Below are 18,340 nucleotides of genomic sequence, written 5' to 3'. Positions count from 1 at the left end.
CCCAGGCTCCCCGCCCGTGTGGCGCGGATCACCGGAACCGCGCCCCGGCACCGGAGAGAGCCCGGGTGTGAGCCACACCGAACGACACGACGGCGGCCGTCTGCGCGCCCGGATCCTGGCCGGCGAGCCGGCCGCGTTCGCCGAGCTGTACGAGGAGCACGGGCGGACCGTCCACCGCTACGCGCTGCGCCTGACCGGCGACTGGTCGGCGGCTGAGGAGGTCATGTCCGACACCTTCCTGGCCGCCTGGCGCGGCCGGGAGGGACTCGACCCGGCGGCCGGACCCCTGCTGCCGTGGCTGCTCGGCATCGCCACGCACAAGGCCCGCAACGCCAACCGCGGCCTGCGCAGACGGCTCGCCTTCCTCTCCCGCCAGCCGCCGCCCCCCGACGTCGCCGACTTCGCCGCCGAGACCGCCGGCCGCCTGGACGACGCCCGCACACTCGCCGCCGTACCCCGCGCCCTGACCAGGCTCCGCCCGGCCGAGCGCGAGGTCCTCGTGCTCTGCGTCTGGACCGGCCTGGACTACCGGCAGGCCGCCGAAGCCCTCGGCGTACCGGTCGGCACCGTGCGCTCCCGGCTCTCCCGCGCCCGCGCCCGACTGCGCAGACTCGCCGAAGAACCGCCGGAACCGCGCCCGGCCCGCGGAGAGGACACCGGCAGGACCGCGACCGCGGCCCTGTCCGTACGGGAGGAACCCGCGTGAACCACACCCCCGACCCCGACCTCGTCGAGGACCTGGCCGGGCTGCTGCCCGCGCCGGACGCGCCGGACCTTCCCCAGCGGGCCCACGCCCTGCACAAGGAACGCCTGATGCGACAGATCGACCAGGACCGGCGCACCGCTCCCCGGCCCGCGCGGCCGCTGCTGCGCCGCCCCGCCCTGCTGCTGCCCGCCGGCCTCGCCGCGGCCGGCGCGCTCACCGCCGCCCTCGTCCTCGGCGGCGCGCCCGCCCCCGGCGCCGGCGCCCCGGAGGCGGCCTCCGCCCCGGCCGGGCCGCCGCCGGCCGGGACGGTCCTGGACCGCGCCTCCACGGTGGCGCTGGCCACCGACGCGGTACGGGTGACGGACGCCTCCTACGTCTACGTCCGCAGCATGGTCCGAGGCGCCGACCTCGCCGGCGGCAAGGCGGTCGTCGGCCCCCTGCACCAGCGGGAGTCCTGGCAGTCCCAGCGGCCCGGCCCGGTCCAGCGGCTCGGCTACCTCCGGGAGAACGGCGAGCTGCTGCCCGTCAACGCCGAACTGGGGGACACCGAGGGCACCGCGCCCGGGGTGAACCGCCCCACCTACCGCTGGCTCGCCGCCCTGCCCCGCGACCCCCGGGCGCTGCTGGAGAAGCTGCGCGAGCTGACCCCGGCCCAGCCCGGCGAGGACCGCGACCAGGCCGTCTTCGAGCGGATCGGCGCACTGGCCGGCGTGCAGGTCATGCCGCCCGAGACGGCCGCCGCGCTCTACCGGGCCGCCGCCCTCATCCCCGGCGTGCGCTCGACGCCGGACGCCTCCGACGCCACCGGCCGGCACGGCCTGGGCATCGTCCGCGACGACCCGCGCGCCGGCGAGCGCTCGGAGTGGGTCTTCGACGAGCAGTACGCCTTCCTGGGCTCGCGCACCTATCTGACCCGGGACACCGCGGCCGGCCCGGCCGGCACCCTGATGGCGGCCGAGGCCGTCCAGCAGCGCGGCGTGGTCGCCACGGCGGGCGACCGCCCGCACTGATCCCGGCAGGAGACGGGGCAGGGCCCGGCCCCCGCGACGGGGGGCCGGGCCCTGCTCGTACGCCGCGGCCTCAGGCCAGTGCCGGCTGCTGCTCCGACTGCGGAGCCGGTACGGAGGCGGGGGCCGCCACCGGGCGCTCGCGCAGGCTCAGCGCCAGGCGCAGCACCGCGATCCACAGCAGCGCCGAGCCCAGCATGTGCAGACCGACCAGGACCTCAGGCACCCCGGTGAAGAACTGGACGTAGCCGATGACGCCCTGGGCCAGCAGCACCAGCAGCAGGTCGCGGGAGCGGGCCCGGGTGTCCGGGGGCGCGTCCACCACCTTCAGCGCCACGAAGACGGCGACCGCCAGCGCGCAGACCACCCAGGCGGTGATGGCGTGGACATGGGCCGCGGCCTCGAAGTCGAACGGCATCCGGGGCACGTCGCTGCTGTCGCCCGCGTGCTTGCCCGATCCGGTCACCGTGGTGCCGGCGACCACCAGCACGGCGGTCACCGCGACCAGCGCCAGGGTCAGCTTCCGGACCGGCTTCGGCACCCGCGGCCGGGCCGGGGCGTCCCCCTCGCCGGCCCGGACCCAGGTGATCGTGGCGACCGTCAGCAGCACGTTGGCCAGCAGGAAGTGCCCGGCCACCGTCCAGGGGTTGAGCCCCATCCAGACGGTGATGCCGCCGAGCACCGCGTTGCCCAGGACGATGAAGAACTGCGCCCAGCCGAGCCGGGACAGCCCCCGCCGGCGGGGCTTGGCCGAGCGGGCGGCGATGATCGCCCAGCCGACGGCCGCGCACAGCACGTAGGTCAGCATCCGGTTGCCGAACTCGACGGCGCCGTGGAAACCCTGCGCCGGGGTGGCGAAGAGGCTGTCGTCGGTGCACTTGGGCCAGGTGTCGCAGCCGAGGCCCGAGCCGGTCAGCCGGACCGCTCCGCCGGTGACGATGATGACGACGCTCATCACGACGGCGGAGAGCGCGGCGCGCCGGACCGTGGCCGGGGAGGGGGTCCAGCGCCGGGCGATGAGAGCGAGGGGGGTCAGCACGCGTCTCATGGTAGGCCGCCGCTTGTGCACGGTTTCACGAGGGGGGCGGCCCGGGAGGGTGACCTTCCTCCCAGTCCCGCACCGCCCGCTCCGGCTACTCCCAGCGGAAGAAGCGGGCCGCCGCGCCGAGCGAGAGCACCGCCCACACCGCCAGCACCGCGACCGCGCCCAGCGGCAGGGAGGCCCCCTGCTGGAGGACGTCCCGCAGTCCGTCCGACAGGGCCGAGATGGGCAGCAGCTCCAGCACCGACCGCACCCCGGCGGGGAACCTCTCCAACGGGACGATCACCCCGCCGCCGACCAGCAGCAGCAGGAAGACCAGGTTGGCGGCGGCCAGGGTGGCCTCGGCCCGCAGCGTGCCGGCCATCAGCAGCCCCAGCCCGGAGAACGCGGCGGTGCCCAGCACCAGCAGCAGGAGCACGGCGAGCGGATCGCCGTGCGGGGACCAGCCCAGCGCCAGGGCGATCACCGTCAGCAGCAGCACCTGGAGCACCTCGGTGACCAGCACCGCCAGCGTCTTGGCGGTCATCAGCGCCCAGCGCGGCAGCGGGGAGGCGCCCAGCCTCTTGAGCACCCCGTAGCGGCGCTCGAAACCGGTGGCGATGGCCTGGCCGGTGAAGGCGGTGGACATCACCGCCAGCGCCAGCACGCCGGGGGCCAGGAAGTCCACCGGCTCACCCGCACCGGTGTCGACGACGTCCACCGTGGAGAAGAGGGCCAGCAGCAGGGCCGGGATGATCACGGTGAGCAGGAGTTGCTCGCCGTTGCGCAGCAGCATCCGGGTCTCCAGCGCGGCCTGCGCGGCGATCATCCGGCCCACCGGGGCCGCCCCCGGCCGGGGCGCGAAGACGCCCGTGCCGCCGCCCGGCGGCGTACCGCTCTCCATCGTGCTCACGACCGCAGCTCCTTGCCCGTCAGTTCCAGGAAGACGTCCTCCAGGGTGCGCCGCTCCACCGAGAGGGCGTCCGGCATCACCCCGGCCTGGGCGCACCAGGAGGTGACGGTGGCCAGCAACTGCGGGTCGATGGTGCCGGAGATCCGGTAGACGCCCGCGCTCAGCTCGGCGGCGGCGGTGCCGTCGGGCAGCGCCTTCAGCAGCGCGCCGAGGTCCAGGCCGGGGCGGCCGGAGAAGCGCAGGGTGTTCTCGGCGCCGCCCCGGCACAGCTCCTCGGGGCTGCCCTGGGCGATGACCCGGCCGGCGTCCACGACGGCGACGTCGTCCGCGAGCTGTTCGGCCTCGTCCATGAAGTGCGTGGTCAGCACGGTGGAGACGCCGTCGGCGCGCAGTTCGCGGACCAGCTCCCAGGTGGCCCGGCGGGCCTGCGGGTCGAGCCCGGCGGTGGGCTCGTCCAGGAAGACCAGCTCGGGGCGGCCGACCACGGCCATGGCCAGGGCGAGCCGCTGCTGCTGGCCGCCGGAGAGCCGGCGGTAGGGGGTGCGCCCGCAGGAGCCGAGGCCCAGCCGCTCGACCAGCATCGCCACGTCCAGCGGGTGGGCGTGCAGCTTCGCCATGTGGCGCAGCATCTCGCCGGCCCGGGCGCCGGAGTAGACGCCGCCGGACTGGAGCATCACCCCGATCCGGGGGCGCAGTCGGGCGGCGTCGGCGACCGGGTCGAGGCCCAGCACGCGGACGGCGCCGGCGTCCGGGCGGCGGTAGCCCTCGCAGGTCTCCACGGTGGTGGTCTTGCCGGCTCCGTTGGGACCGAGCACGGCGGTGACCGTGCCCGCCCGGACGTCGAGGTCGAGGCCGTCCACCGCGGTCTTCGCCCCGTACCGCTTGACCAGGCCCCGGACCTGGACGACGGACTCGTATCGCATGCGGGGAAGTCTAAGGAGGCCGACAGGCCCGGCGGGAGCCGGGCTCCCGCCGGGCCCGACCGGCCCCCGCCGAACCGACCGGGGCAAACCGGACAGCGGTCCGGATCGGCCCCGGACCTGCGAAGATCCCGGCCCGTGATCGTTTCCGCAGGTCAGGTTAGGTTTCCCTTAGTGACGCAGCGCACCGCGCGATGATCCCTGTGCGGCTTGTCACCCTCCTCCGATTTACGCAACAATGGCGTTGTGAAAAACGTCGGTGAGGCTTCCGCGGCACCAGCGGAGGAGTACGCGAGCGGAGAGCGGTCAACCCGCAACCGCGTCGCGCGCTCCATCCTGGACCACGGCCCGTCCACCGTGGCGGAGCTGGCCCAGCGGCTCGGCCTGACCCAGGCCGCCGTGCGCCGCCACCTCGACGCACTGGTCGTCGACGACGTGGTGGCCGCCCGCGAGCAGCGCGTCTACGGGGCGCGCACCCGAGGTCGCCCGGCCAAGGTGTTCGCCCTGACGGACTGCGGCCGGGACGCCTTCGACCAGTCGTACGACGCGCTCGCGGTGGACGCGCTGCGCTGGATCGAGCAGAACGCGGGCGGCGAGGCCGCCGTGGCCGCCTTCGCCCGCGACCGCATCGAGACCCAGGCGGAGCGCTACCGGGAGGCCGTCGAGGCGGCCGACCCGGAAGACCGCGCCGCCGCGCTCGCCAGGGCGCTGACCGAGGACGGGTACGCTGCCACGGCGAAGACCGCCCCGGTCGGCCGGCAACTGTGCCAGCACCACTGCCCGGTCGCCCACGTGGCCGAGGAGTTCCCGCAGTTGTGCGAGGCGGAGACCGAGGTCTTCTCCCGCCTGCTCGGCACCCACGTCCAGCGGCTCGCCACCATCGCGCACGGCGACGGGGTCTGCACCACCTACATCCCGCACACCACACCCACTGCACCTGCATCTGCCAGCACGGCCGGGAGGAACCCCGCATGACCACCGAGATCAGCCACCCCGAGCTTGAGGGCCTGGGTCGGTACGAGTACGGCTGGGCCGACTCGGACGCGGCCGGTGCCGCCGCCAAGCGCGGCCTCTCCGAGGCTGTCGTCCGCGACATCTCCGGGAAGAAGAACGAGCCCGAGTGGATGCTGAAGCTGCGGCTGAAGGGTCTGCGCCTCTTCGACAAGAAGCCCATGCCGAGCTGGGGCTCGGACCTGTCGGGCATCGACTTCGACAACATCAAGTACTTCGTGCGGTCCACCGAGGCGCAGGCCGCCTCCTGGGAGGACCTGCCCGAGGACATCAAGAACACCTACGACAAGCTCGGCATCCCCGAGGCGGAGAAGCAGCGCCTGGTCGCCGGCGTCGCCGCCCAGTACGAGTCCGAGGTCGTCTACCACCAGATCCGCGAGGACCTGGAGGCCCAGGGCGTCATCTTCCTGGACACCGACACCGCCCTGAAGGAGCACCCCGAGCTCTTCCAGGAGTACTTCGGCACGGTCATCCCGGTCGGCGACAACAAGTTCGCGTCGCTGAACACCGCGGTGTGGTCCGGCGGCTCCTTCATCTACGTGCCGAAGGGCGTGCACGTCGACATCCCGCTCCAGGCCTACTTCCGGATCAACACGGAGAACATGGGCCAGTTCGAGCGGACGCTGATCATCGTCGACGAGGACGCCTACGTCCACTACGTCGAGGGCTGCACCGCCCCGATCTACTCCTCCGACTCGCTGCACAGCGCCGTCGTGGAGATCATCGTCAAGAAGGGCGGCCGCTGCCGCTACACGACCATCCAGAACTGGTCGAACAACGTCTACAACCTGGTCACCAAGCGCGCCGTCGCCTACGAGGGCGCCACCATGGAGTGGGTCGACGGCAACATCGGCTCCAAGGTGACCATGAAGTACCCGGCCGTCTACCTGATGGGCGAGCACGCCAAGGGCGAGACGCTGTCCATCGCCTTCGCCGGCGAGGGCCAGCACCAGGACGCCGGCGCCAAGATGGTCCACATGGCGCCGAACACCTCCTCCAACATCGTCTCCAAGTCGGTGGCCCGAGGCGGCGGCCGCACCTCCTACCGCGGCCTGATCGAGATCGGCGAGGGCGCCCCGGGCGCCAAGTCCAACGTGCTGTGCGACGCGCTGCTGGTGGACACGATCAGCCGGTCCGACACCTACCCGTACGTGGACGTCCGCGAGGACGACGTGTCCATGGGCCACGAGGCCACCGTCTCCAAGGTCTCCGAGGACCAGCTCTTCTACCTGATGAGCCGCGGCCTCTCCGAGTTCGAGGCCATGGCGATGATCGTGCGCGGCTTCGTCGAGCCCATCGCCAAGGAGCTGCCCATGGAGTACGCCCTGGAGCTCAACCGGCTGATCGAGCTCCAGATGGAGGGCTCGGTCGGCTGACCCGCCGGCCGCGGCGGGCGGCCCCCGAGCCGCCCGCCCGCCCCCGTCCCCGTACACCGCACGCACTCGCACCCGGCCGCGCAGGCTTCGGTGCAGACGCAGTCACGCAGGAAGAGAGCAAGACGACAGCCATGGCTGAGGCTTCAATCCCGGTGGGCTCCACCACCGCCGGTTCGATCGCGGTGGCCGCCGAGTCCACCGTCGCCACGCGCATGAGCGCGCCCCCCTCCTACGACGTCGCGGACTTCCCCGTCCCGCACGGCCGCGAGGAGGAGTGGCGGTTCACCCCGCTGGAGCGGCTGCGCGGCCTGCACGACGGCACCGCCATCGCCACCGGCGACGGCGTCCGGGTCGAGGTGGAGGCGCCCCAGGGCGTCACCGTGGAGACCGTCGGACGCGACGACGCCCGGATCGGCAAGGCCGGCACCCCGGTGGACCGGGTCGCCGCCCAGGCGTACTCCGCCTTCGAGAAGGCCTCCGTCATCACCGTGCCCAAGGAGACCGTGCTCGACGAGCCGGTCCGCATCGCCGTGCACGGCGAGGGCGGCACCGCCTTCGGCCACCAGGTCATCGAGCTGAAGCCGTTCGCCGAGGCCGTCGTCGTCATCGACCACACCGGCGACGGCGTGCTCGCCGCCAACGTCGACTACCTGATCGGCGACGGCGCCAAGCTCACCGTCGTCTCCATCCAGGACTGGGACGAGAAGGCCGTCCACGTCGGCCAGCACAACGCGCTGGTCGGCCGGGACGCCTCCTTCAAGTCCGTCGTCGTCACCTTCGGCGGCGACGTCGTCCGCCTGCACCCGCGGGTCGCCTACGCGGCCACCGGCGGCGAGGCCCAGCTCTTCGGCCTGTACTTCACCGACAAGGGCCAGCACCAGGAGCACCGCCTGCTGGTCGACCACAACCAGCCGCACAACACCTCCAACGTCGCCTACAAGGGCGCCCTCCAGGGCGACGAGGCGCACGCGGTGTGGATCGGCGACGTGCTCATCCGGGCCGCCGCCGAGGGCACCGACACCTACGAGCTGAACCGCAACCTCGTCCTCACCGACGGGGCCCGCGTCGACTCCGTGCCCAACCTGGAGATCGAGACCGGCGAGATCGCCGGCGCCGGCCACGCCTCGGCCACCGGCCGCTTCGACGACGAGCAGCTCTTCTACCTGATGGCCCGCGGCATCCCGGCCGCCGAGGCCCGCCGCCTCGTCGTCCGCGGCTTCTTCGCCGAGCTGGTCCAGCAGATCGGCCTGCCGGACGTCCAGGAGCGCCTCATCGAGAAGATCGAGGCCGAGCTGGAGGCGTCCCTCTGATGGCCTTCGTCCGGGCCTGCGGGCTCAGCGAGCTGGAGGACGACACCCCCCGCCGGGTCGAACTCGACGGCACCCCGGTCGCCGTCGTGCGCTCCGAGGGCGAGGTGTTCGCCATCAACGACATCTGCTCGCACGCCAACGTCTCCCTCTCCGAGGGAGAGGTCGAGGACTGCTCCATCGAGTGCTGGCTGCACGGCTCCAGCTTCGACCTGCGCACCGGCAAGCCCTCCGGCCTACCCGCGACGCGCCCCGTCCCCGTGTACCCCGTAAAGATCGAAGGGGACGATGTGCTCGTCTCCGTCACCCAGGAGTCCTGAGTCACCCATGGCAACGCTTGAAATCCGCGACCTGCACGTCTCCGTCGAGGCCGACAACGCCACCAAGGAGATCCTCAAGGGCGTCGACCTGACCGTGAAGCAGGGCGAGACCCACGCCATCATGGGCCCCAACGGCTCCGGCAAGTCCACCCTCGCCTACTCGCTGGCCGGCCACCCCAAGTACACGATCACCAGCGGCACCGTCACCCTCGACGGCGAGGACGTCCTGGAGATGTCCGTCGACGAGCGCGCCCGCGCCGGCGTCTTCCTCGCCATGCAGTACCCGGTCGAGGTCCCCGGCGTCTCCGTCTCCAACTTCCTGCGCACCTCCGCCACCGCCATCCGCGGCGAGGCCCCCAAGCTCCGCACCTGGGTCAAGGAGGTGAAGGAGTCCATGGAGCGCCTCAACATGGACCCCTCCTTCGCCGAGCGCAACGTCAACGAGGGCTTCTCCGGCGGCGAGAAGAAGCGCCACGAGATCCTCCAGCTCGAACTGCTCAAGCCGAAGATCGCCATCCTCGACGAGACCGACTCCGGCCTCGACGTCGACGCCCTGCGCATCGTCTCCGAGGGCGTCAACCGGGTCCGCGAGTCCGGCGAGACCGGCACCCTGCTGATCACGCACTACACGCGCATCCTGCGCTACATCAAGCCCGACCACGTCCACGTCTTCGCCGGCGGCCGGATCGCCGAGTCCGGCGGCCCCGAGCTGGCCGACAAGCTGGAGGCCGAGGGCTACGAGGCGTACACGAAGGGCGGCACCGCCCAGTGAGCGCAGTCCGCGAGGCCACCCGCCCGCGCACCGACCGTCGCCGGCGGGTGCGCCTCGCGGGCGCCCACCCGGGCACCGTCACCACCGCCCGGACCACCGAAAGGGGAGCAGCGTGATCCAGCTTCCGGGACTCCTCGACACCGAGGCGATCCGCAAGGACTTTCCGATCCTCGACCGCGTCCTGCACGACGACCGCAAGCTCGTCTACCTGGACAACGCCGCGACCTCCCAGACCCCGCGTCAGGTGATCGACACCCTCAGCGAGTACTACGAGCAGCACAACGCCAACGTGCACCGCGGCGTCCACGTGCTCGCCGAGGAGGCCACCGCGCTCTACGAGGGCGCCCGCGACAAGGTCGCCGCCTTCGTCAACGCGCCCAGCCGCGACGAGGTGATCTTCACCAAGAACGCCTCCGAGTCGCTGAACCTCGTGGCCAACATGCTCGGCTGGGCCGACGAGCCGTACCGGGTCGACCGGGACACCGAGATCGTCATCACCGAGATGGAGCACCACTCCAACATCGTCCCGTGGCAGCTGCTCTCGCAGCGCACCGGCGCGAAGCTGAAGTGGTTCGGCCTCACCGACGACGGCCGCCTGGACCTCTCGAACATCGAGGAGGTCATCACCGAGAAGACGAAGATCGTCTCCTTCGTGCTGGTCTCCAACATCCTCGGCACCCTCAACCCGGTCGAGGCCATCGTGCGCCGCGCCCAGGAGGTCGGCGCCCTGGTCCTCATCGACGCCTCCCAGGCCGCCCCGCACATGGTGCTGGACGTCCAGGCGCTCCAGGCCGACTTCGTGGCCTTCACCGGCCACAAGATGTGCGGCCCGACCGGCATCGGCGTGCTCTGGGGCCGCCAGGAGCTGCTGGAGGACCTGCCCCCGTTCCTCGGCGGCGGCGAGATGATCGAGACCGTCTCGATGTCCTCCTCCACCTACGCCCCCGCGCCGCACAAGTTCGAGGCCGGCACGCCCCCGATCGCCCAGGCCGTCGGCCTCGGCGCGGCCGTGGACTACCTCACCTCGATCGGCATGGACGACATCGCGCGCCACGAGCACGCGATCACCGAGTACGCCATCAAGCGCCTCACCGAGGTGCCGGACCTGCGCATCATCGGCCCGGCCACCTCCGAGGACCGCGGCGCGGCGATCTCCTTCACCCTCGGCGACATCCACCCGCACGACGTGGGCCAGGTCCTCGACGAGCAGGGCATCGCCGTCCGGGTCGGCCACCACTGCGCCCGCCCGGTCTGCCTGCGGTACGGAATTCCCGCGACCACGCGAGCGTCGTTCTATCTGTACTCCACGCCGGCCGAGGTGGACGCCCTGGTCGAGGGGTTGGAGCACGTCCGCAACTTCTTCGGATGACGACTTCTTCGGAGATGACGACTTCTTCGGATGAGAGGCTGGGGCAGGCGTGAAGCTGGACTCCATGTACCAGGAAGTGATCCTGGACCACTACAAGAACCCGCACGGGCGGGGCTTGCGGGACGGCGACGCCGAGGTGCACCACGTCAACCCGACGTGCGGCGACGAGATCACGCTGCGCGTGAAGTACGACGGCTCCCGCATCGCCGACGTCTCCTACGAGGGCCAGGGCTGCTCCATCAGCCAGGCCTCGGCGTCGGTGATGAACGAACTGCTGGTCGGCAGGGATCTGGCCGACGCGGAGCGGATCCAGGGCGTCTTCCTGGAGCTGATGCAGTCCAAGGGCCGCATCGAACCGGACGACGCCATGGAGGAGGTGCTGGAGGACGCCGTCGCCTTCGCCGGCGTCTCCAAGTACCCGGCCCGCGTCAAGTGCGCCCTGCTGTCCTGGATGGCCTGGAAGGACGCGACCGCCCAGGCGCTGGGCGAGGACGCGGAGAGGAAGACCGCATGAGCGAGAACGAGACCGTGACGACCAAGCCCGCCTCCGAGGAGGAGGTCCGCGAGGCGCTGTACGACGTGGTCGACCCCGAGCTGGGCATCGACGTCGTCAACCTCGGCCTCATCTACGGCATCCACATCGACGACGCCAACATCGCCACCCTGGACATGACGCTCACCTCGGCGGCCTGCCCGCTGACCGACGTCATCGAGGACCAGGCCAAGGCGGCCACCGACGGCATCGTCAACGAGCTGAAGATCAACTGGGTCTGGATGCCCCCGTGGGGCCCCGACAAGATCACCGACGACGGCCGCGAGCAGCTCCGCGCCCTCGGCTTCAACGTCTGAGGGTCCGAGACCCGTCACGGACCCTGCGGCCCCGCCCCGGACCCCTCCGGGAGCGGGGCCGTCTCCGTTCGGCGGGGCCGCCCGCCCCCTGAGACCGGTTCGCCCGGCACCCGGCCCGCCGGTTAGGTTTCAGGCATGACTTCTGCACCTCGTACCACCGGCGCGGTCGCCGCCGGCCTCGCCACCATCGCCGGTGACGGCACCGTCCTCGACACCTGGTTCCCGGCCCCCGAGCTGACCGAGCAGCCGGGCCCGGCCGGAACCGAGCGGCTCACCCCGGACGAGGCCGCCAACCTCGTCGGCGAGGGCGCGGCCAAGGCGATCGGCGTGGACGCCCGGCGCGGCGTCGAGGTCGTCGCGGTCCGCACGGTCATCGCCTCCCTGGACGACAAGCCGCTGGACACCCACGACGTCTGGCTGCGCCTGCACCTGCTCAGCCACCGCCTGGTCCAGCCGCACGGCCAGAACCTGGACGGCGTCTTCCCGCTGCTCGCCAACGTCGCCTGGACCAGCCTCGGCCCGGTCGCCGTGGACGACATCGAGAAGGTGCGGCTCAACGCCCGCGCCGAGGGCCTGCACCTCCAGGTCACCGGTGTCGACAAGTTCCCGCGGATGACGGACTACGTGGTGCCCAAGGGCGTCCGGATCGCCGACGCCGACCGGGTCCGCCTCGGCGCGCACCTGGCCGCCGGGACCACCGTCATGCACGAGGGCTTCGTCAACTTCAACGCCGGCACGCTCGGCGCCTCCATGGTCGAGGGCCGCATCTCCGCGGGCGTCGTCATCGGCGACGGCTCCGACATCGGCGGCGGCGCCTCCACCATGGGCACCCTCTCCGGCGGCGGCAACGTCCGCATCTCGGTCGGCGAGCGCTGCCTGATCGGCGCCGAGGCAGGCGTCGGCATCGCGCTCGGCGACGAGTGCGTGGTCGAGGCCGGCCTCTACGTCACCGCCGGCACCCGGGTCACCATGCCCGACGGCCAGGTCGTCAAGGCCCGCGAGCTCTCCGGCGCCTCGAACATCCTCTTCCGCCGCAACTCCGTCACCGGCACCGTCGAGGCCCGCCCCAACAACGCGGTCTGGGGCGGCCTGAACGAGGTGCTGCACAGCCACAACTGACCGGCAGGCATCCAGGTCAAGGGGCGCCCCTCGTGGTCGAGGGGCGCCCCCTGGCGCGTTCGGCCGCCGGAGAGGAGAGAACGGGGTACCCGGCGGTTCGGCAACCCGGGAGGTCCACGTGGTCCGTTCGCACCACACGCAGGCGTTGCCGGGCGGCGGCCGGCCGCAGCCGGGGTATGGGAACCGGCCGCCGGGGTACCCGGTGCCTCCCCGTACGAGATGGGAGGCGACCCGATGGCCGGAGAACCGTCGGTCGGCGAGCTGGTCAAGCAGGCCTCGGAACAGCTCTCCGACCTGGTCAGGACCGAGATGCGCACCGCGCAGGCGGAACTGGCACTCAAGGGCAAACGCGCCGGCAAGGGCGGCGGGATGCTGGGGGCCGCGGCGGCCGTCGGCTACGTCGGCCTGATCGGGGTGTGGGCCACCCTCGCCGCGGTGCTCGCGATCCCGCTGGACGTCTGGCTGGCGGTGCTGATCGCGACCGTGGTCTTCCTGGCGCTGGCGGGGCTCCTCGCCCTGCTGGGCCGCAAGGAGCTCAAGCAGGCCGTGCCGCCGAAGCCCGAACGGGCCATCGACGGGGTGCGGTCGGACGTCCACGAGCTCAAGGAGAGGGTCCACCGATGAGTGACAGCGCGAAGAGCCCGGGCCCCGACCAGTTGCGGCTGGAGGCGGCCCAGAAGCGGGCCGAGCTGGGCGAGACGATCGACCAGCTCATGGCGAAGACCGATGTGAAGGCGCGCGCCGCCCACCTGGTCCACGAGAAGGCCCACCTGGTCCACGAGAAGGCCCCGCAGCCGGTGCGCGAGCATCCCGGCCCGGTCCTGGCGGCGGCCGCCGCCGCGGTGGCGCTGGTCACCGGACTGGTGGTCTGGGGGATCAAGCGGAGCGGGAACGGCGGCGGACGGGTCAGGGCGAAGCACGTGACGCCGAAGTACGCCAAGCCGAAGCGGAAGTACGTCAAGCAGGTGGAGCGGGCGACGCACGGGACGTGCGGCTCGCACGGGAAGTGGGGATGAGTCCAGTGGCGGGGTCGAAGGCGCCGAAGCCTCCGAAGACGAAGAAGCGGAAGAAGCAGAAGCTGATCTACCGGCCGGTGGGCCTCCTGATGGGCATGGCCGGAGGCGCCATCGCCAGCACGCTGTTCAACCGGACCTGGGCCGTCGTCGGCGACGGGGACGCCCCGGACGCCATGGACGAGGAGCGCACCTGGAAGGAGATCCTGCTGGCGGCGGCGATCCAGGGCGCGATCTTCGCCGTGGTGAAGGCCGCGGTGGACCGCAGCGGCGCGGTGGGGGTCCGCCGGGTGACCGGCACCTGGCCGGGCTGAGCGGGACCGACCGAGAGCGCCGAAGGGGCCGCCCCTTCCCGTCCGCCGACACGGCGGGGGAGGGGCGGCCCTTTCGCGCGCCCGACGGGCCCTGACGGACCCGGCGCCGGCGGGGACTACGGGCGGAAGCGCAGGACCTGGGGGTCGTGGTCGCTGTCCTGGGCCGCGAACTCGGCGTTGATGTGCACGCTGTCGTAGTCGAAGTCGCGGATCGAGGGGCTGGTCAGGATCTGGTCCAGCACCTGGCTGTTGCCCTGGTAGACGTAGGAGTAGCGCTCCGAGCGGGGCAGCGACGTCACGGCCGCGCGCAGGGCGCGGCCGTCGGTCAGCGCCTTGGTGGTGGCGGAGAACTCAAAGTCGTTGATGTCGCCGAGGACCACCACGTCGGCCGAGCGCTGGACGGCGAGCACGTCCTTGACGAAGGCGTTGACCGCCTGCGCCTGCGCCAGCCGCTTGACCTCGGAGGAGCGGTTCGGCGGCTGGCGGTGCGAGACCAGCGACTCGTCGCCGCCCTTGGAGCCGAAGTGGTTGGCGATCACGAAGACCGTCCGCCCGCGGAAGGCGAACTCGCCCGCCAGCGGCTTGCGGCTGGCCTCCCAGGCGCTGTTCGCCGGGTCGATCCGGCCGGGGGAGTGGGTCAGCGCGGCCCCGCCCCGCTCGCGTACGACCCCGGTCGCGGTGGTCGCGTCGCCGGCTCCGCGGTCGGTGAAGGACACCCGGGCGGGGTTGAAGAGGAAGACCTGGCGGATGTTGCCGCCGGGCTCGCCGCCGTCCGCGTCGTCCACCGGGTCGACCGAGCGCCAGTCGTACGCCGGGCCGCCGGCCGCCTTGACCGCCTCGGTGAACCGGCGGACCGTCTCACCGGCCGTCACCGTGCCGTCGTTCTTCGCGCCGTTGTCGTCCTGGATCTCCTCCAGGGCGAGGATGTCCGGCGAGGAGAGGTTGGCGACGACCGCCTTGGCGAGCGCGTCGAACTTCTCCTGCGGGTCGGTCGGGTCGAGGTTCTCCACGTTGTACGTGGCCACCGCCAGCTCGCCGGTGCGCTGCTTGCGCGTCACCTCGCGCTGAAGACCGCGGTCCTGGACGGCGCCCAGGGTGCGGGCGGCCAGGGTGTATCCGCCGAACTGGTTGAAGTCCAGCGGGCCCTCGGTGGTCCCGGTCAGCCGGTCGCCGACGTTGGCCTTGGGGAAGGGCTGCTCGGCGACCGGGACCAGCGACTGGATCTGGAGACGGCCGGTGTTCTGGTCCCGGTAGGAGCCGTAGACCGTGCCGCCGCGCCGGTTGTCGTTCTCGTCCGGCTTCACCGTCACCCACAGCTCGTGGTACGGGTCGGTGGCGCCGACCACCCGCGAGGTGCCGACCTTGACGTTCACGCCCTCCAGCGACTCGTAGTAGTCCAGGGCGTAGCGCCGGGGCCTGAGCGGCAGGGCGTTGACCGAGCCGCCGGCCGCCGGGTCGCCGTCCGGGGTGTAGCGGTCGGGCACCGAGCGGGAGGTGACGGCGACGGCCTCGGGCACCGCGTTGCCCGAGGAGACGACGGTGACGGCGGGCTTGGTCAACTGCGTCAGCGACTGGTTGCCCGAGCCCGCGCCGCCCGGCACGTACTCGGTGACCGTGCCGGAGACCTCGACCGCGTCGCCGACCGCGACCTTGGGCACCGAGCTGGTGAAGACGAACAGGCCCTCGCTGGTGGCCGGGTCGGCGTCCGGGCTCGGGTCCTGGAACCAGAAGCCGCGCGAACCGTAGGTGCGCACGCCGGTGACGATTCCGGTCACCCCGGTGACCTGCTGCCCGTTCAGCGGGGATATCCGGGTGGCGCCCTGGATGTCGTGGATGCGGACCGGGGCGGCGTCTGCGCCGCCGTCGGCCGTCGCGGTCGCCGTACCGCCGGCGAGCAGGCCGGCGGCCAGGGCGAGGGCGATGACGGCCGGTACGGCGGCGGGTTTCGGCAGGTGGGAGGACGTCACAGGGTCTCCGTCGGTGTGAGGGTGGGGCCGCGCGCCACCCGGCCGCGGCCTTGTGGGCCGGCCGCCGGGCGGTCCGCCGGCCGCGTCCCGTTGGACGGTCGGCGGCGGCGAACCTCGGTCCGCGCGCGGTTGCTCTACGCGCGTCAATTTCCGGCCATGGGCGGGTACTTGTCAAGAGCGGGCGGGTGTCCGCGGGATGGCCTTCCGGCGAACGGCCGGGTCGTCGCCCGCGGGACGTCTACGCTGGGTCCGCCCCTACCGCGCACGTCCCGAGGAGAGAGCGTTGATGTCGCCGGATCGCCCCACCCTGCCGCCGGTTCGGCTGCCTTCCGAAGCGGAGCTGGCCAGGGACGCGCTCGCCGCCCCGCTGCTGGTACGGGCCGTGCGGCTGGCCCGCTGGGCGGGTCCGGAGACCCGCGTGGACCAGGACGGCGAGCTCGACGAGGGCCAACTGGCCGCCGCCGCCGTGGCGCTGGGCCTGATCCCGGACGAGGACGGCCAGGCGTACGCCGGTGAGGCGTGGCGCGTCGCCCTGGACACCGGCCTGGTGCTCGCCGACGTGTCCGACGAGGAGCCGCCGGCCGGCGCGGCGGACGAGCCGCAGGCCGGCACCGTCACGGCCGGCGAGCAGCTCCCGCTGGTCACCGGCGGGGCCCCCGGGGACGTCCTGGCGCTGTGGCGGGACGCCCTGGAGACCGCTCTCGCCGACGCCGCCGCCCCGCTCTTCGACGACCTGGCCGAGGTCACCGGCGAGGACGGCGAGATCGACCTGGACGCCCTCGACTGGGACCCGGAGCAGGAGGCCGACTTCCTCGACGCGGTGCTCGGCAACCTCTACCTGCTCACCGTCTCCGGCGGAGGCCCGGCCGACTCCGCCGTGCCGCTGCCGGCCCTGGCCGCCTCCATGCTCGTCCCCGACGACATGCGCGAACCCACCGACGACGTGCTGGAGCAGGTGTCCGAGGCGATGATGCGCCTGGACGACCAGTTCCGGGTGCTGGAGCCCATCGGACTGGTCGAGTACCAGCCGGTGGACGAGGCGCTGATGGCGGAGGAGCCCGACGACGCGGCCGAGGCGGCCGGAGCGGCCGACGCCGCCACCGAGGAGGACGTCCAGCGGTACGGCATGGTCCGGCTGACCCCGCTCGGCCTGTACGGCGTACGGACCCGGCTGGTGGAGGCCGGGCTGACCGCGCCGGTCATCGGCGAACTCGCCGACAAGGACGCGGACGCGCTGCTCGGCGGGGTCGCCGACTACCCGGAGGCCGCGGCCCTGGCCGAGACCGCGGCCTGGCTGGTCGGCCGCGACCCGGCCGGCGCCGCGCGCGACCTGCTGGCCGCCGCCCGGGGCGTCGACGCCCGCGCCCCGCTGCGCCGGCTGCACTGCCAGCAGGCCCTCACCCTGGTCGGCGCGGACGCCGAACCGGCCGTACGGGAGGTGCTGGACGACCCGCGGCTCGGCGGCCTCGCCCGGGTCTGGCTCGCCGAGCGCGGCGCGCCGGACGTGCCGCCGCCCCCGGAGGCGATGATCTTCTGGCTGGCGGTCGACACCATCGCCGCCCAGCTCGACGCGGCCGGCGGCGAGGATCTGGACGAGCTGCGCGACCTGGTGGAGGGGCTGACCGGGCAGCACGGCGGCTTCTTCGACGCGGCCTGGCGGGTGGACCACCCGGCCACCCCCGAGGTGCTGGAGGCGATGGGCCGCTTGCACCGCGACAAGACGATGGCCAAGGAGGCCCGCAAGGCCGCCTTCAAGGCCCGCTCGAAGAGCGGCGCCTGAGCCGGGGGAGCCGGCTTCGAACGACGGTGTCGAACTTCTCGTGGGCGAGGTGTCGAAAGAATGTGTGCATGCACTCGAATGGCCGGGGTAGACGGTGCTTCGTCGGTCCCCGGGTGACACTGGACCGACCTGTAGAGGGAGGGACACGAGGAGCATGACGGTGACGACGGTGACGCGGACACGGGCCGACCAGGACAGCAGCGCCCAGGAGCTGCTGCCGGAGGTCGCCGACCCCAAGAAGGTCGCGCCCAAGGACGCACGGACCCTGTCCAAGCTGTTCTTCGAGCAGCTCGCGGTGCTGGAGGAGGGCACGCACGCGTACCAGTACGCGCGCAACACCCTCATCGAGATGAACATGTCCCTCGTCCGCTACGCCGCCGGCCGCTTCCGCAGCCGGGGCGCGGACGAGATGGAGGACATCGTCCAGGTCGGCATGATCGGCCTGATCAAGGCGATCGACCGGTTCGAGCTCACCCGCGAGGTGGAGTTCACCACGTTCGCCGTGCCCTACATCGTCGGCGAGATCAAGCGGTTCTTCCGCGACACCTCGTGGGCCGTGCACGTGCCGCGCCGCCT

Annotated in this window: 20 protein-coding genes; 16 read left to right on the top strand and 4 right to left on the bottom strand. The window is 72.6% G+C overall.

What is annotated here, in order from left to right:
• Positions 1–67: 67 nt before the first annotated feature.
• A complete protein-coding gene (locus C6N75_RS06110) occupies positions 68–706 on the top strand; it encodes an RNA polymerase sigma factor (protein ID WP_258177251.1) in 639 nt (212 codons plus the stop codon).
• The gene (locus C6N75_RS06105) at positions 703–1,716 is read left to right on the top strand and encodes a CU044_5270 family protein (RefSeq protein WP_105867810.1); all 1,014 of its coding nucleotides are present in this window, start codon (positions 703–705) and stop codon (positions 1,714–1,716) included. Before C6N75_RS06110 ends, C6N75_RS06105 begins: the two co-directional genes overlap by 4 nt.
• 70 nt (positions 1,717–1,786) lie before the next feature.
• Here C6N75_RS06105 and C6N75_RS06100 read toward each other — a convergent pair whose 3' ends face one another.
• The 3 genes from C6N75_RS06100 to C6N75_RS06090 all read right to left on the bottom strand — a co-directional run bounded on the left by C6N75_RS06100 (position 1,787) and on the right by C6N75_RS06090 (position 4,570).
• A complete protein-coding gene (locus C6N75_RS06100) occupies positions 1,787–2,761 on the bottom strand; it encodes a COX15/CtaA family protein (protein ID WP_105867809.1) in 975 nt (324 codons plus the stop codon).
• An 85-nt stretch (positions 2,762–2,846) separates the two neighbouring features.
• Positions 2,847–3,638, bottom strand: a complete 792-nt coding sequence (locus C6N75_RS06095; RefSeq protein WP_105867811.1) for an ABC transporter permease — start codon at positions 3,636–3,638, stop codon at positions 2,847–2,849.
• 5 nt (positions 3,639–3,643) lie between these two features.
• Positions 3,644–4,570: an ABC transporter ATP-binding protein gene (locus C6N75_RS06090; protein ID WP_105867808.1), complete on the bottom strand. Its 927-nt coding sequence runs from the start codon at positions 4,568–4,570 to the stop codon at positions 3,644–3,646.
• 243 nt (positions 4,571–4,813) lie between these two features.
• Here C6N75_RS06090 and C6N75_RS06085 point away from each other — a divergent pair, with 243 nt between their 5' ends.
• The 12 genes from C6N75_RS06085 (at position 4,814) to C6N75_RS06030 (ending at position 14,017) form a co-directional block, all read left to right on the top strand.
• Positions 4,814–5,542: a helix-turn-helix transcriptional regulator gene (locus C6N75_RS06085; protein ID WP_105867807.1), complete on the top strand. Its 729-nt coding sequence runs from the start codon at positions 4,814–4,816 to the stop codon at positions 5,540–5,542.
• On the top strand, positions 5,539–6,954 hold the full coding sequence (gene sufB / locus C6N75_RS06080; protein WP_105867806.1) for a Fe-S cluster assembly protein SufB: 1,416 nt from the start codon (positions 5,539–5,541) through the stop codon (positions 6,952–6,954). Before C6N75_RS06085 ends, sufB begins: the two co-directional genes overlap by 4 nt.
• A 131-nt stretch (positions 6,955–7,085) precedes the next feature.
• A complete protein-coding gene (sufD, locus tag C6N75_RS06075) occupies positions 7,086–8,264 on the top strand; it encodes a Fe-S cluster assembly protein SufD (RefSeq protein ID WP_105867805.1) in 1,179 nt (392 codons plus the stop codon).
• Positions 8,264–8,581 (top strand): non-heme iron oxygenase ferredoxin subunit, encoded by a 318-nt coding sequence (locus C6N75_RS06070; protein ID WP_105867804.1) that lies wholly within the window; start codon positions 8,264–8,266, stop codon positions 8,579–8,581. The genes sufD and C6N75_RS06070 overlap by 1 nt, the downstream gene beginning before the upstream one ends.
• Positions 8,582–8,588: 7 nt before the next feature.
• Positions 8,589–9,353 carry a Fe-S cluster assembly ATPase SufC gene (gene sufC / locus C6N75_RS06065; protein WP_105867803.1) on the top strand — a complete coding sequence of 255 codons (765 nt, stop codon included), beginning with the start codon at positions 8,589–8,591 and terminating at the stop codon, positions 9,351–9,353.
• 112 nt (positions 9,354–9,465) lie between these two features.
• Positions 9,466–10,722, top strand: coding sequence for a cysteine desulfurase (locus C6N75_RS06060; protein ID WP_105867802.1), 1,257 nt, complete (start codon positions 9,466–9,468; stop codon positions 10,720–10,722).
• Positions 10,723–10,771: 49 nt separating this feature from the next.
• Positions 10,772–11,236 (top strand): Fe-S cluster assembly sulfur transfer protein SufU, encoded by a 465-nt coding sequence (gene sufU / locus C6N75_RS06055; protein ID WP_105867801.1) that lies wholly within the window; start codon positions 10,772–10,774, stop codon positions 11,234–11,236.
• On the top strand, positions 11,233–11,571 hold the full coding sequence (locus C6N75_RS06050) for a metal-sulfur cluster assembly factor (RefSeq protein WP_105867800.1): 339 nt from the start codon (positions 11,233–11,235) through the stop codon (positions 11,569–11,571). Before sufU ends, C6N75_RS06050 begins: the two co-directional genes overlap by 4 nt.
• Before the next feature lie 135 nt (positions 11,572–11,706).
• Entirely contained in the window at positions 11,707–12,690 is a 984-nt protein-coding gene (gene dapD, locus C6N75_RS06045; RefSeq protein ID WP_105867799.1) for a 2,3,4,5-tetrahydropyridine-2,6-dicarboxylate N-succinyltransferase, read from the top strand.
• A 234-nt stretch (positions 12,691–12,924) separates the two neighbouring features.
• Positions 12,925–13,314 (top strand): phage holin family protein, encoded by a 390-nt coding sequence (locus C6N75_RS06040; RefSeq protein ID WP_256105382.1) that lies wholly within the window; start codon positions 12,925–12,927, stop codon positions 13,312–13,314.
• Positions 13,311–13,706 (top strand): DUF3618 domain-containing protein, encoded by a 396-nt coding sequence (locus tag C6N75_RS06035; protein WP_105867797.1) that lies wholly within the window; start codon positions 13,311–13,313, stop codon positions 13,704–13,706. Before C6N75_RS06040 ends, C6N75_RS06035 begins: the two co-directional genes overlap by 4 nt.
• Positions 13,703–14,017: a DUF4235 domain-containing protein gene (locus C6N75_RS06030; RefSeq protein ID WP_105867796.1), complete on the top strand. Its 315-nt coding sequence runs from the start codon at positions 13,703–13,705 to the stop codon at positions 14,015–14,017. The genes C6N75_RS06035 and C6N75_RS06030 overlap by 4 nt, the downstream gene beginning before the upstream one ends.
• A 116-nt stretch (positions 14,018–14,133) precedes the next feature.
• Here the strand turns inward: C6N75_RS06030 and C6N75_RS06025 are convergent, their stop codons facing one another.
• On the bottom strand, positions 14,134–15,984 hold the full coding sequence (locus tag C6N75_RS06025) for an endonuclease/exonuclease/phosphatase family protein (protein WP_105867795.1): 1,851 nt from the start codon (positions 15,982–15,984) through the stop codon (positions 14,134–14,136).
• Positions 15,985–16,270: 286 nt separating this feature from the next.
• Between C6N75_RS06025 and C6N75_RS06020 the strand changes: the two genes are divergently transcribed.
• Together C6N75_RS06020 and C6N75_RS06015 are read left to right on the top strand one after the other, a co-directional pair.
• Positions 16,271–17,764: a hypothetical protein gene (locus C6N75_RS06020; RefSeq protein WP_105867794.1), complete on the top strand. Its 1,494-nt coding sequence runs from the start codon at positions 16,271–16,273 to the stop codon at positions 17,762–17,764.
• Between the two features lie 154 nt (positions 17,765–17,918).
• On the top strand, positions 17,919–18,340 hold a 422-nt coding region (locus tag C6N75_RS06015; RefSeq protein ID WP_146132496.1), incomplete at its 3' end, for a sigma-70 family RNA polymerase sigma factor.

It is taken from the genome of Streptomyces solincola, assembly GCF_002982015.1.
GTDB lineage: Bacteria > Actinomycetota > Actinomycetes > Streptomycetales > Streptomycetaceae > Streptomyces > Streptomyces solincola.
The sequence above is the reverse complement of the archived record's forward strand: the minus strand, read 5'-3'. Positions and strand labels throughout refer to the sequence as shown.

What these genes read in the sequence shown, in the direction of transcription:
- C6N75_RS06100 (WP_105867809.1), bottom strand. Translation starts at nt 2,761, where the DNA reads ATGAGACGCGTGCTGACCCCCCTCGCTCTCATCGCCCGGCGCTGGACC.
- C6N75_RS06095 (WP_105867811.1), bottom strand. Translation starts at nt 3,638, where the DNA reads ATGGAGAGCGGTACGCCGCCGGGCGGCGGCACGGGCGTCTTCGCGCCC.
- C6N75_RS06090 (WP_105867808.1), bottom strand. Translation starts at nt 4,570, where the DNA reads ATGCGATACGAGTCCGTCGTCCAGGTCCGGGGCCTGGTCAAGCGGTAC.
- sufB (WP_105867806.1), top strand. Translation starts at nt 5,539, where the DNA reads ATGACCACCGAGATCAGCCACCCCGAGCTTGAGGGCCTGGGTCGGTAC.
- sufD (WP_105867805.1), top strand. Translation starts at nt 7,086, where the DNA reads ATGGCTGAGGCTTCAATCCCGGTGGGCTCCACCACCGCCGGTTCGATC.
- C6N75_RS06070 (WP_105867804.1), top strand. Translation starts at nt 8,264, where the DNA reads ATGGCCTTCGTCCGGGCCTGCGGGCTCAGCGAGCTGGAGGACGACACC.
- sufC (WP_105867803.1), top strand. Translation starts at nt 8,589, where the DNA reads ATGGCAACGCTTGAAATCCGCGACCTGCACGTCTCCGTCGAGGCCGAC.
- C6N75_RS06050 (WP_105867800.1), top strand. Translation starts at nt 11,233, where the DNA reads ATGAGCGAGAACGAGACCGTGACGACCAAGCCCGCCTCCGAGGAGGAG.
- dapD (WP_105867799.1), top strand. Translation starts at nt 11,707, where the DNA reads ATGACTTCTGCACCTCGTACCACCGGCGCGGTCGCCGCCGGCCTCGCC.
- C6N75_RS06040 (WP_256105382.1), top strand. Translation starts at nt 12,925, where the DNA reads ATGGCCGGAGAACCGTCGGTCGGCGAGCTGGTCAAGCAGGCCTCGGAA.
- C6N75_RS06035 (WP_105867797.1), top strand. Translation starts at nt 13,311, where the DNA reads ATGAGTGACAGCGCGAAGAGCCCGGGCCCCGACCAGTTGCGGCTGGAG.
- C6N75_RS06030 (WP_105867796.1), top strand. Translation starts at nt 13,703, where the DNA reads ATGAGTCCAGTGGCGGGGTCGAAGGCGCCGAAGCCTCCGAAGACGAAG.
- C6N75_RS06020 (WP_105867794.1), top strand. Translation starts at nt 16,271, where the DNA reads ATGTCGCCGGATCGCCCCACCCTGCCGCCGGTTCGGCTGCCTTCCGAA.